This is a genomic window from Streptomyces adustus (assembly GCF_009377175.1).
GTDB lineage: Bacteria > Actinomycetota > Actinomycetes > Streptomycetales > Streptomycetaceae > Streptomyces > Streptomyces adustus.
On record NZ_VJZD01000015.1, the window covers coordinates 40716 to 53423 of the forward strand.

8 protein-coding genes are annotated in these 12708 nt (G+C 70.3%); 6 read left to right on the forward strand and 2 right to left on the reverse strand.

From position 1 onward, the window contains the following. The first annotated feature begins 290 nt into the window (after positions 1-290). The gene (locus tag FNH09_RS06000; RefSeq protein WP_152885691.1) at positions 291-3302 is read left to right on the forward strand and encodes a bifunctional [glutamine synthetase] adenylyltransferase/[glutamine synthetase]-adenylyl-L-tyrosine phosphorylase; all 3012 of its coding nucleotides are present in this window, start codon (positions 291-293) and stop codon (positions 3300-3302) included. Between the two features lie 87 nt (positions 3303-3389). Here the strand turns inward: FNH09_RS06000 and FNH09_RS06005 are convergent, their stop codons facing one another. Together FNH09_RS06005 and FNH09_RS06010 are read right to left on the reverse strand one after the other, a co-directional pair. Next, positions 3390-4364, reverse strand: coding sequence for a phosphatase PAP2 family protein (locus tag FNH09_RS06005; RefSeq protein ID WP_152885692.1), 975 nt, complete (start codon positions 4362-4364; stop codon positions 3390-3392). A gap of 180 nt (positions 4365-4544) precedes the next feature. Continuing rightward, entirely contained in the window at positions 4545-5579 is a 1035-nt protein-coding gene (locus FNH09_RS06010) for a substrate-binding domain-containing protein (protein WP_162468175.1), read from the reverse strand. 423 nt (positions 5580-6002) lie between these two features. Here FNH09_RS06010 and FNH09_RS06015 point away from each other — a divergent pair, with 423 nt between their 5' ends. From FNH09_RS06015 to FNH09_RS06035, 5 genes are all read left to right on the forward strand, one after another. Next, positions 6003-7277 carry an extracellular solute-binding protein gene (locus FNH09_RS06015; protein ID WP_152885694.1) on the forward strand — a complete coding sequence of 425 codons (1275 nt, stop codon included), beginning with the start codon at positions 6003-6005 and terminating at the stop codon, positions 7275-7277. Positions 7278-7409: 132 nt separating this feature from the next. After that, positions 7410-8414, forward strand: coding sequence for a carbohydrate ABC transporter permease (locus tag FNH09_RS06020; RefSeq protein WP_152885695.1), 1005 nt, complete (start codon positions 7410-7412; stop codon positions 8412-8414). A gap of 13 nt (positions 8415-8427) precedes the next feature. Continuing rightward, complete coding sequence (locus FNH09_RS06025) at positions 8428-9339, forward strand: sugar ABC transporter permease (RefSeq protein WP_152885696.1); 912 nt, start codon at positions 8428-8430, stop codon at positions 9337-9339. 183 nt (positions 9340-9522) lie between these two features. Further along, a complete protein-coding gene (locus FNH09_RS06030; protein WP_152885697.1) occupies positions 9523-11187 on the forward strand; it encodes a glycoside hydrolase family 13 protein in 1665 nt (554 codons plus the stop codon). Between the two features lie 134 nt (positions 11188-11321). Next, on the forward strand, positions 11322-12698 hold the full coding sequence (locus FNH09_RS06035) for an alpha-amylase (RefSeq protein ID WP_202919603.1): 1377 nt from the start codon (positions 11322-11324) through the stop codon (positions 12696-12698). Positions 12699-12708 lie beyond the last annotated feature (10 nt).

Sequence of the window (12708 nt, forward strand, 5' to 3'; positions counted from 1 at the left end):
CGGTGGGGAAAGAACGGGGTGGCGGTGCGGACAGAGCATGCGCACGCCAAAATTCCCCTGTCCCACGGCGTAAAACCCGGTGGATGAAAACCGGGTGAACTACTGCATCCACCACGGGACCGAGCCCTCCGTCCGGCCGACACCCTGGTGTGCATCCTCCACCCGCCGGGTTCGCCCCGCCCCTCGGCGTGACTCGTAGGCGTCGGCCCCAGAGCTTCGGCCAGGGACTGCGGTTAGGCTCGGGCCGGTACGACCTTGATCCGATGGCTCGATCCGACGGGAGGCCGGGGATGACGGCGCCGGGGCGCAGGAGCAGCACCTTCACCAGGCTGCTGCGGCACGGCTTCACCGATCCGTCGGCCGCGGAACGGCTCCTGGACAGCCCCGAACTCGCGGGCGTCCGCGACGACCCGGTGCTGCTGGAGGCGCTGGGTGTGACCGCCGACCCCGACCTCGCGCTGCACGGCCTCGTCCGGATGCTGGAGGCGCAGCCCGGCCCCGCGGCCCGCCGCGAACTGCTGGACACGTTGATAGCGGCCAAGCCGCTGCGCGACCGGCTGCTCGGCGTGCTCGGCGCCTCCGCCGCGCTCGCCGACCACCTCGCCCGGCACCCGCGCGACTGGGAGGAGCTCGTCACCTACGAGCCGCGCGACCTCCACCCCGGGGTCGAGGAGTTCGAACGCGGCCTGGCGCAGGCCACGGACCCCGTCTCGCTGCGCGTCGCCTACCGTCGCTGCCTGCTGTCCATCGCCGCCCGTGACGTGTGCGGCACCATCGACCTGGCCGATACCGCCGCCGAGCTCGCCGACCTGGCCACCGCGACCCTGCGGGCCGCCCTGCGCATCGCCAGTGCCGCCGCGCCCGACGACGCCGCCGCGTGCCGGCTCGCGGTGATCGCGATGGGCAAGTGCGGCGGCCACGAACTCAACTACGTCTCCGACGTCGACGTCATCTTCGTCGGCGAGGCGGCCGACGCCCTCGCCGACGAGGGCAAGGCCCTCAGGTCGGCGACCAGGCTGGCCTCGCACATGATGCGGATCTGCTCCGAGACCACCGTCGAGGGCTCCATCTGGCCCGTCGACGCCAATCTGCGTCCCGAGGGCAGAAACGGTCCGCTGGTGCGCACCCTCGCCAGCCATCTGGCCTACTACCAGCGCTGGGCCAAGACCTGGGAGTTCCAGGCGCTGCTCAAGGCCCGCCCGGTCGCCGGGGACCTCGCGCTCGGCGAGGCGTACGTCGATGCCCTCGAACCCCTGGTCTGGCAGGTCGCCGAGCGCGAGAACTTCGTCGCCGACGTGCAGAAGATGCGCCGCCGGGTGGTCGAGAACATCCCCGCCGCCGAGGTCGACCGCGAGCTGAAGCTCGGCCCCGGCGGCCTGCGGGACGTCGAGTTCGCCGTCCAGCTGCTCCAGCTGGTGCACGGGCGGGCGGACGCCTCGCTGCGCAGCGGCACCACCCTGCACGCCCTGCACGCCCTGGCCGCGGGCGGCTACGTCGGCCGCGCGGACGCCGTCCAGCTCGACGAGGCCTACCGCTTCCTGCGCTCCATGGAGCACCGCATCCAGCTCCACCGGCTGCGCCGCACCCACCTCGTCCCGGAGGCCGAGGCCGACCTGCGCCGCCTCGGCCGTTCCCTGGGCCTGCGCACCGACCCGGTCGCCGAGCTGCTGCGCGAGTGGAAGCGGCACAGCAGCGTCGTACGCCGTCTGCACGAGAAGCTCTTCTACCGGCCGCTGCTCGACGCGGTCGCCCAACTCGCTCCGGGGGAGACCCGGTTGAGTCCCGAGGCGGCACGGGAACGGCTGGTCGCGCTCGGTTACGCCGACCCGGCCGCGGCCCTGCGCCACCTGGAGGCCCTCGCCTCCGGCGTCACCCGCAAGGCCGCCATCCAACGCACCCTGCTGCCGGTCCTGTTGGGCTGGTTCGCGGACTCCGCCGAACCGGACGCGGGCCTGCTCAACTTCCGCAACGTCTCCGACGCGCTCGGCAAGACCCCTTGGTATCTCCGGCTGTTGCGCGACGAGGGCGCCGCTGCCGAGAACCTCGCGCGGGTGCTGTCCGCCGGCCGCCTCGCCCCGGACCTGCTGATGCGCGCGCCCGAGGCGGTGGCCCTGCTCGGCGACGGCGACGGCGGCGGACTCGAACCCCGCTCCCGCGCCCACCTGGAACAGGAGACCCTGGCCGCCGTCGGCCGCGCCGAGAACGCCGAGGACGGCGTCCGGGCCGCCCGCGGTGTCCGCCGCCGCGAGCTGTTCCGTACGTGCGCCGCCGACATCGTCGGCTCCTACGGCACCGAGACCCAGCCGGCCGAGGCCGACCAGGGCGCCCTGGTGGACCGGGTGGGCGGCGCGGTGTCGGACCTGACGGCGGCGACCCTGGCCGGCACCCTGCGCGCGGTGGTGCGCGAGGGCTGGGGCGAGCAGCTGCCCACCCGCTTCGCCGTCATCGGCATGGGCCGCTTCGGCGGCCACGAACTGGGCTATGGCTCCGACGCCGACGTCCTGTTCGTGCACGAGCCGCGCGAGGGCGTCGGCGAGCGGGAGGCCGCCGACGCGGCCAACAAGGTCGTCTCCGAGATGCGCAGGCTGCTCCAGATCCCCAGCGCCGACCCGCCCCTGCTCATCGACGCCGACCTGCGCCCGGAGGGCAAGTCCGGCCCGCTGGTGCGGACGCTGAAGTCGTACGACGCCTACTACCGCCGCTGGTCCCTGGTCTGGGAGTCGCAGGCCCTGCTGCGCGCCGAGCAGGTCGCCGGGGACCCGGAGCTGGGCCGCCGCTTCCTCGACCTGGTCGACCCGCTGCGCTACCCGGCGGAGGGGCTCGGCGACGAGGCGGTGCGCGAGATCCGGCGGCTGAAGGCCCGGATGGAGTCCGAGCGGCTGCCGCGCGGCGCCGACCCCAAGCTGCACACCAAGCTCGGCCCCGGCGGGCTGTCCGACGTCGAGTGGACCGTGCAGCTGCTCCAGCTGCGGCACGGCTGGGCGGAGCCGGGCCTGCGCACCACCCGCACCCGGGAGGCGCTGGCCGCCGCCCGCGCCGCCGAGCTGCTCGGCGGCGAGGACGCCGCCATCCTCGACGAGGCGTGGATCCTGGCGACCCGGGTGCGCAACGCGGTCATGCTGGTCCGCGGCCGGGCCGGGGACACCTTCCCCTCCGACCCCCGCGAGCTGGCCGCGGTCGGCCGCTACCTGGGCTACAGCCCCGGCCACGCGGGCGACATGCTCGACGACTACCGGCGTACGACACGCAGGGCGCGGGCGGTCGTCGAGGAACTGTTCTACGGCGCGGCGGGCGAACGCTGACCCCGCTCGGGCGCCCGGGCGGCTCGGTCAGCCGCCGCTGCCGTCCGTCCGGTCCGGTCAACGGCCGTCGTCGTCCAGCAGGACCGGTCAGCTGCCGCCGTCCGTCGGTCCGTCGGTTGTCCCGACCGTTCCGGTTGCTTCGGCCGCCCCCAGCGTTCCGGTCGGCTCGGTCGACTCCGCCGTCCCGGCCGACCGGGCGGCCCGAAGCCGTTCCCGCACCCGCTCGCGTGCCCGTGCCCGCGCCCGTTCGCGCAGGAGACCGTACGGCAGGCCGCCGTACCAGACGCGGGTCAGCGCGAAGCCGAACACCAGACAGAGCAGACCGCCCACCGCGTCCAGCCAGAAGTGGTTGGCCGTGGCGACGATGACGCCCAGCGTCGCCGCCGGGTAGAGCAGCCCCAGCAGCCGCACCCACCGGACCCGGGCCAGCGCGAAGACCGTCAGCCCGCACCACAGCGACCAGCCGATGTGCATCGACGGCATCGCGGCGTACTGGTTCGACATGTGCTTGAGGTCGCCGGACGCCATCGAGCCCCAGGTGTGGTGCACCATGACGGTGTCGACGAACTCCGCGCCGTTCATCAGCCGGGGCGGCGCGAGCGGATACAGGTAGTAGCCGACCAGCGCCACGCCCGTCGTCGCGAACAGGGCGAGCCGGGTCGCCGCGTAGCGGCCGGGGTGCCACCGGTACAGCCACACCAGGACACCCAGCGTCACCGCGAAGTGCAGTGTCGCGTAGTAGTAGTTCATGCCGACGATCAGCCAGTTCACCGAGTTCACGGCGTGGTTGACCGACTCCTCGACGGCGACGCCCAGCCGGTTCTCGGCCTGCCAGATCCAGTCGGCGTTGCGCAGCGCCTGCGCCCGCTGCTCGGGCACGGCGTTGCGGATCAGTGAGTACGTCCAGTAGCTCACCGCGATCAGCAGGATCTCGAACCACAGCCGGGGCCGGCGCGGGGTGCGCAGTCTGCGCAGCAGATCCGGTACGGAACCGTCCGCGACGGACTTGGGAACAACCGCCCGTTCGCGGCCTTCCTGTGTCGTCACGGTCGGTTCACCCATAACCACAAAGTCTGCCAGAAAAGGGGTGCGCACCCGTTCATCCGCTGGTCGGGCAGGGGGCGCATGTTCTCCCGCCAGGGGCCTGCCGGGGCGCCCGACGGCGTACGGCAGGACCAGGTGCGCTCCGCGGCACAAGCGGAGACAGCACGGGCGCGACAGCGCGCACCGCGGCCGCGGCCGCTACGGGCGGTTGCGCTCCCCGGGGGCCGACGCGGTCGATCCCCGTACCACCAGCTCCGGCATGAACACGAACTCGCTGTGCGGCGCGGGCGTCCCGCCGATCTCCTCCAGCAGCGTGCGCACCGCCGCCTGCCCCATCGCCGGGACCGGCTTGCGGACCGTGGTCAGCGGCGGGTCGGTGAACGCGATCAGCGGGGAGTCGTCGAAGCCGACCACCGACACGTCCTGCGGGACGCTCAGCCCCCGCTGCCGCGCCGCCCGTATCGCGCCGAGCGCCATCATGTCGCTGGCGCAGACGATCGCCGTGCAGTCCCGGTCGATGAGCGCGTTGGTGGCGGCCTGGCCGCCCTCCAGGGTGTACAGCGAGTGCTGGACGAGCTCGGACTCGATCGTCTCGGCGTGCAGACCGAGCTGGTCCTGCACCGCCCGGACGAATCCGTCGATCTTCCGCTGGACCGGCACGAACCGCTTGGGGCCGAGCGCCAGCCCGATCCGGGTGTGGCCCAGCGACACCAGATGCGTGACCGCCAGCGTCATGGCGGCCCGGTCGTCGGGGGAGATGAACGGCGCCTGCACCTTGGGCGAGAAGCCGTCGACGAGCACGAACGGCACGCCCTGCGCCCGCAGCTGCTCGTAGCGCTGCATGTCGGCGGTGGTGTCCGCGTGCAGCCCGGAGACGTAGATGATGCCGGCGACCCCGCGGTCGACGAGCATCTCGGTCAGCTCGTCCTCCGTCGACCCGCCGGGGGTCTGGGTGGCGAGCACCGGGGTGTAGCCCTGCCTGGTCAGCGCCTGGCCGATGACCTGGGCGAGGGCCGGGAATATGGGGTTCTCCAGCTCCGGGGTGATCAGGCCCACCAGGCCCGCGCTGCGCTGGCGCAGCCGCACCGGGCGCTCGTAGCCCAGCACGTCGAGTGCGGCCAGCACGGACTGGCGGGTGGTGGCGGCGACGCCCGGCTTCCCGTTGAGGACGCGGCTGACGGTCGCTTCGCTCACTCCCGCCTGTGCGGCGATGTCGGCAAGCCTGGTGGTCACGGCACTGGACTGTACCGGTCGGATCTCACCTTGCACACCAATCGGACGCCGTGTGCGAGCGGTCGGACGGCCCCCTCCGGGCTGCTGCGTCATCGGGTCCTCGAGTTCTGGTCGGCGTCCTGTCCCGCAACGGATAATCCCCGCGCCGGAAATGGATGGCAAGAGCTTGCAGAGTCTTGCACAACCGGGCCTGTTCCCGCTCAGCCCCGCAATAGAGCGGTCTCGCGCCGGTCGAGGTGAGGTCACGGCGGCGTAACTTCCGTGACCTCTTGCGCTTTTTTTCTGCAAGGTCTTTCGCAACGCTTACATGGCTGTTACGTTCTCGTCGCCCGGCGGCCGCAACGGCGCAGTCGGCAAGTCGGCAGGGGCGGCGGACGGGACCGCCACCTGTCAGTACACGGGCTTAACCCTCAAGGAGAACTCATGCGGCGTGGCATAGCGGCCAGCGCGCTGGTGGCGTCCTTCGCCCTCGCGGCGACGGCCTGCGGCGGTGGCGACAGCAGTGGTGACAAGGCCGGCGGTCCGGTCACCATCACCTGGTGGGACACGTCCAACGCCACCAACGAGGCACCGACGTACCAGGCCTTGGTCAAGGAGTTCGAGGCCGCCAACAAGAACATCAAGGTCAAGTACGTCAACGTGCCCTTCGACCAGGCGCAGAACAAGTTCGACACGGCCGCCGGTGCCTCCGGCGCCCCGGACGTCCTGCGCTCCGAGGTCGGCTGGACCCCCGCCTTCGCCAAGAAGGGCTACTTCCTGCCGCTGGACGGCACCGAGGCCCTCAAGGACCAGGCCAAGTTCAAGTCCAACCTGGTCACGCAGGCCCAGTACGAGGGCAAGACCTACGGCGTGCCGTTCGTCACCGACACCCTCGCGCTGGTCTACAACAAGCAGCTCTTCACCAAGGCCGGCATCACCGAGGCGCCCAAGACCTGGGACGACCTGAAGAAGGACGCGGCCACCATCAAGGCCAAGACCGGTGTGGACGGCTACTGGGGCTCCACCCAGGCCTACTACGCCCAGAGCTTCCTCTACGGCGAGGGCACCGACACCGTCGACGCCGCCGCCAAGAAGATCACGGTGAACTCGGACGCCGCGAAGAAGGCGTACGGCACCTGGCTCGGTCTGTTCTCCGGCAAGGGCCTGCACAAGGCGGACACCACCGCCGACGCCTACGCCCACATCCAGGACGCGTTCGTCAACGGCAAGGTCGCCGCGATCGTCCAGGGCCCCTGGGAGATCACGAACTTCTACAAGGGTTCGGCGTTCTCCGACAAGTCCAACCTCGGCATCGCCACCGTCCCGGCCGGCTCCTCCGGCAAGGCGGGCGCCCCGACCGGCGGCCACAACCTCTCGGTCTACGCCGGTTCGGACAAGGCCCACCAGGACGCCTCGCTGAAGTTCGTGAACTTCATGACCTCGGCGAAGAGCCAGTCGACCATCGCGCTGAAGAACTCCACGCTGCCCACGCGTGACGACGCCTACACCGACCAGGTCAAGGCCGACCCGGGCATCGCCGGCTACGGCACGGTCCTCGCCGCCGCCCAGCCGCGCCCCGCGCTGCCCGAGTACAGCTCCCTGTGGGGTCCGCTGGACACCGAGCTGCCCAAGATCGCGGGTGGCAAGGAGTCCCTCGACAAGGGTCTGAGCAACGTCGAGCTGGCGATCGCCAAGCTGGTGCCGGACTTCAGCAAGTGATGACCAGTGGCCGCCGGATCCTCCTGTGAACCCGGGGGAAGGATCCGGCGGCCACCGGCCTGCCCCGGCCGAGGCCGGTCCGCCCCGCCCAGCCGCTTCCCAGAGCCGTAGAACTTCCAGAAGGTGTCGAACATGACAGTCGCCATCGACCGCGCCACCGGCAAGCGCCACGGTGACCGCGCGCCACGGCCCGGGCTGGGCCAACGCCTCAGGCACGGATACAACAAGCACTGGTACGCGTACGCGATGATCGCCCCGGTGGCCGTCGTGCTCGGCGTCCTCGTGCTCTACCCGCTGGTGTACGGCCTCTACCTGACCCTCACCGACGCCAACAGCCTCAACACGGCCCGCACGATCGGCGTCAACCACATCGACGCCACCTACAAGTTCATCGGGCTCGACAACTACAAGGACATCCTGTTCGGCCCGACGGCGTACGACCGCTTCTGGTCGCACTTCGTCTGGACGATCGTGTGGACCGCGCTGTGCGTGGCGCTGCACTACACCGTCGGCCTCGGCCTCGCGCTGCTGCTGAACCAGAAGCTGCGCGGGCGCACCCTCTACCGGCTGGTGCTGGTCCTGCCGTGGGCCGTGCCCACCTTCGTCACCGTCTTCGGCTGGCGCTTCATGCTCGCCGACGGCGGCATCATCAACTCCGCCCTGGACGCGCTGCATCTGCCCTCGCCCCTGTGGCTGGAGGACACCTTCTGGCAGCGGTTCGCCGCGATCATGGTCAACACCTGGTGCGGTGTGCCGTTCATGATGGTCTCCCTGCTCGGCGGCCTCCAGTCCATCGACGCCTCCCTGTACGAGGCCGCGGAGATGGACGGAGCGAGCACCTGGCAGCGCTTCCGGTACGTCACCCTGCCGGGTCTGCGCTCGGTCAGCTCCACCGTCGTGCTGCTCGGCATCATCTGGACCTTCAACCAGTTCGCCGTGATCTTCCTGCTGTTCGGCAACACCGCCCCGGACGCCCAGATCCTCGTGACCTGGGCCTACTTCCTGGGCTTCGGACAGCAGCCGCGCGACTTCGCGCAGTCGGCGGCCTACGGCATCCTGCTGCTGGCCATCCTGATCGTTTTCACCTCGTTCTACCGTCGCTGGCTGAACCGCAACGAGCAGCAGCTCGCGATCTGAGGCAGGAGATCCCATGAGTACGACCACAGTCGAGACCTCCGCCCCGGTGACCGAGCAGACCCCGGCCGCGGCTCCCCGCAAGAAGACCCGGCGCCGGGGCGAGACCAGCCTCGCCGGCTCCCTCGCCTCCCACGGCGTGCTGACCGTCGCGAGCCTGATCGCGCTCTTCCCGATCGGCTGGCTGGTCTATCTGTCCCTCGGCCCGGACAAGGACGACTACCTCCACCCCGGTGGCATCTGGGCCAAGATGACGTTCGACAACTACACGTTCGTCCTGGAGCACACGCAGTTCTTCGACTGGCTGAAGAGCTCGCTGATCGTCACGCTCGGCACCACGATCATCGGTGTGCTGATCGCCGCCACCACCGGCTACGCGGTCTCCCGCATGCGCTTCCCCGGCTACAAGAAGTTCATGTGGGTGCTGCTGGTCACCCAGATGTTCCCGGTCGCCGTCCTGATGGTGCCGATGTACCAGATCCTCTCGGACCTGGGACTCATCGACAGCTACTTCGGACTCGTCCTCGTCTACTGCACGACGGTCATCCCGTACAGCGCCTGGCTGCTCAAGGGGTACTTCGACACCATCCCCTTCGAGATCGACGAGGCCGGACGCGTCGACGGGCTCACCCCCTTCGGCACCTTCTTCCGGCTCATCCTGCCGCTGGCCAAGCCGGGACTCGCGGTGGCCGCCTTCTACAACTTCCTCACCGCCTTCAGCGAGGTCGCCTTCGCCTCGACGTTCATGCTGAGCGACGACAAGTACACCCTCGCCGTCGGTCTCCAGTCCTTCGTCAGCGAGCACGACGCCCAGCGCAACCTGATGGCCGCGACCGCCGTGCTGATCGCGATACCGGCCGCCGCGTTCTTCTACCTCGTGCAGAAGAACCTGGTGACCGGCCTCACCGCGGGCGGCACGAAGGGCTGACGCCCTCGACGCCCCCACGGCTCCCGCGCGCCTGACCGCGCGGGTGGCGGCCGCGGTGCCCCATCCGACCCCGCAGGCACCGCGGCCGCCTCGTCACCCCCCACCAGCACCGACCCGTCGACCCGAACCTCCCCCACACTCGGCTCCGCTTGAGCGGGGGACTCCGATCGCATCAAGGACGCCATGAGCCAGCACTCCGCCGACCCGGCCGAAAGCACCGCCGTCGCCACCGTCGCCCAGAGCAGCGACTGGTGGCGGGACGCGGTCATCTACCAGGTCTATCCGCGCAGCTTCGCCGACAGCAACGGCGACGGCATGGGGGACCTGGAGGGCGTACGCGCCAGACTTCCGTACCTGCGCGACCTCGGTGTCGACGCCGTCTGGCTCAGCCCCTTCTACGCATCCCCGCAGGCCGACGCCGGCTACGACGTCGCCGACTACCGTGCGGTGGACCCCATGTTCGGCAACCTCCTGGACGCCGACGCGCTGATCCGTGACGCCCGCGCGCTCGGGCTCCGGATCATCGTCGACCTGGTCCCCAACCACTCCTCCGACCAGCACGAGTGGTTCAAGCGCGCGCTGGAGGAGGGCCCCGGCTCCCCGCTGCGCGAGCGCTACCACTTCCGCGCCGGCAAGGGCGAGAACGGCGAACTTCCGCCCAACGACTGGGAGTCCATCTTCGGCGGACCGGCCTGGACCCGGGTCGCGGACGGCGAGTGGTACCTGCACCTGTTCGCCCCCGAGCAGCCCGACTTCAACTGGGACCACCCGGCCGTGGGCGACGAGTTCCGCTCGATCCTGCGCTTCTGGCTGGACATGGGCGTCGACGGGTTCCGCATCGACGTCGCCCACGGCCTGGTCAAGGCGCCGGGTCTGCCCGACCTCGGCTCCCACGATCAGCTCAAGCTGCTGGGCAACGATGTCATGCCCTTCTTCGACCAGGACGGCGTGCACGCCATCTACCGGCAGTGGCGCACGGTCGTCGACGAGTACGCGGGCGAGCGCATCCTCGTCGCCGAGGCGTGGACCCCGACCGTCGAGCGCACCGCGAACTACGTCCGCCCCGACGAGCTGCACCAGGCCTTCAACTTCCAGTACCTGGGCACCGAGTGGGACGCGGCCGAGCTGCGCAAGGTCGTCGACCGCACCCTGGAGGCCATGCGCCCGGTCGGCGCCCCCGCCACCTGGGTGCTGTCCAACCACGACGTCACCCGGCACGCCACCCGGTTCGCCAACCCGCCGGGCCTGGGCACCCAGATCCGCACGGCCGGCGACCGCGAGCTCGGTCTGCGCCGGGCCCGTGCCGCCACGATGCTGATGCTGGCGCTGCCCGGTTCCGCCTACGTCTACCAGGGCGAGGAGCTCGGCCTGCCCGACGTCGTGGACCTGCCGGACGAGGTGCGCCAGGACCCGGCGTTCTTCCGCGGCGCGGGCCAGGACGGCTTCCGCGACGGCTGCCGGGTGCCGATCCCGTGGACCCGCGAGGGCTCCTCGTACGGCTTCGGCAGCGGCGGCAGCTGGCTGCCGCAGCCCGACTCCTGGGGCGAGCTGAGCGTCGAGGCGCAGCAGGGCGTGCCCGGCTCCACCCTGGAGCTGTACCGCAGCGCGCTCGCCGTCCGGCGCGGCCGGGCCGACCTGGGCGAGGGCGACACGGTGGAGTGGCTGCGTGCCCCCGAGGGCGTTCTGGCCTTCCGGCGCGGGAAGTTCGTGTGCGTCACCAACACCACGGGCGAGTCGGTGAACGTCCCGGCGTACGGCCGGGTCCTGCTGGCCAGCGGTGAGGTGACCGACGCCGGCGCCGAGGCCAAGGTGCCGTCCGACACGACCGTCTGGTTCGCCACGGCCTGACGGCCGCATCGAAAGTTCTTGCATCAACTTCACACGGCCCGCTGCCTTTTCAGGCAGCGGGCCTTTAACATCTTCGTCACCGCAAGTTTGCGGAAATTTTTCAGCAAGAACCTTCAGTGACGAAGGAACCCCACATGGCACGCAGAATCCTCTCGGGGGCGCTGGCCCTCGCAGCCACCACCCTTGTCATGACCCCGACTGTGGCGCACGCCTCCCCGCCCGGCACCAAGGACGTCACCGCCGTCCTCTTCGAGTGGAAGTTCGCCTCGGTCGCCAAGGAGTGCACCAACACCCTCGGCCCCGCGGGCTACGGGTACGTCCAGGTCTCGCCGCCCGCCGAGCACATACAGGGCTCGCAGTGGTGGACCTCGTACCAGCCGGTGTCGTACAAGATCGCCGGCCGGCTCGGCGACCGCACCGCGTTCCAGAACATGGTGAACACCTGCCACGCGGCAGGGGTGAAGGTCGTGGTCGACAGCGTCGTGAACCACATGTCGGCGGGCACCGGCAGCACCGGCACCGGCGGCTCGTCGTACACGAAGTACAACTACCCCGGCCTGTACTCCTCCTACGACTTCGACGACTGCACCTCCCAGGTCAGCAACTACAGCGACCGCTGGAACGTGCAGCACTGCGAACTCGTCGGCCTCGCCGACCTCGACACCGGCGAGGAGTACGTCCGCAAGACCATCGCCGGCTATCTGAACGACCTGCTCACCCTGGGCGTGGACGGCTTCCGCATCGACGCGGCCAAGCACATCGACACCGCCGACCTCGCCAACATCAAGTCCCGGCTGACCAACCCGTCCGTGTACTGGAAGCAGGAGGTCATCTACGGAGCCGGCGAGGCGGTCCAGCCCACCGAGTACACCGGCAACGGCGACGTCCAGGAGTTCCGCTACGCCTACGACCTCAAGCGCGTCTTCAACAACGAGAACCTCGCCTACCTGAAGAACTACGGCGAGGGCTGGGGCTACATGAGCAGCTCGGTGGCCGGGGTCTTCGTCGACAACCACGACACCGAGCGCAACGGCTCGACGCTCAACTACAAGGACGGGGCGAACTACACCCTCGCCAACGTCTTCATGCTCGCCTACCCCTACGGCGCCCCGGACATCAACTCCGGCTACGAGTGGTCGGACGTGGACGCCGGTCCGCCCAACGGCGGCACGGTCAACGCCTGCTGGCAGGACGGGTGGAAGTGCCAGCACGCCTGGCCCGAGATCAAGTCGATGGTCGCCTTCCGCAACGCGACGAGGGGGCAGGCCGTCTCCAACTGGTGGGACAACGGGAACGACGCGATCGCCTTCGGCCGCGGCACCAAGGGCTTCGTGGCCATCAACCACGAGTCCTCGTCCCTGACCCGGACCTACCAGACGTCGCTGGCGGCGGGCACGTACTGCAACGTGCAGAACAACACGACGGTGGCGGTGAACTCCAGCGGGCAGTTCACCGCCACCCTGGCCGCCAACACGGCCCTGGCGATCTACTCGGGCAAGTCGGGCTGCTGAGCCCGGTAGG

Excerpts from the sequence above, each read along its gene's own strand:
- FNH09_RS06000 (WP_152885691.1), top strand. The coding sequence starts at position 291 with ATGACGGCGCCGGGGCGCAGGAGCAGCACCTTCACCAGGCTGCTGCGG.
- FNH09_RS06005 (WP_152885692.1), bottom strand. The coding sequence starts at position 4,364 with ATGGGTGAACCGACCGTGACGACACAGGAAGGCCGCGAACGGGCGGTT.
- FNH09_RS06015 (WP_152885694.1), top strand. The coding sequence starts at position 6,003 with ATGCGGCGTGGCATAGCGGCCAGCGCGCTGGTGGCGTCCTTCGCCCTC.
- FNH09_RS06020 (WP_152885695.1), top strand. The coding sequence starts at position 7,410 with ATGACAGTCGCCATCGACCGCGCCACCGGCAAGCGCCACGGTGACCGC.
- FNH09_RS06025 (WP_152885696.1), top strand. The coding sequence starts at position 8,428 with ATGAGTACGACCACAGTCGAGACCTCCGCCCCGGTGACCGAGCAGACC.
- FNH09_RS06030 (WP_152885697.1), top strand. The coding sequence starts at position 9,523 with ATGAGCCAGCACTCCGCCGACCCGGCCGAAAGCACCGCCGTCGCCACC.
- FNH09_RS06035 (WP_202919603.1), top strand. The coding sequence starts at position 11,322 with ATGGCACGCAGAATCCTCTCGGGGGCGCTGGCCCTCGCAGCCACCACC.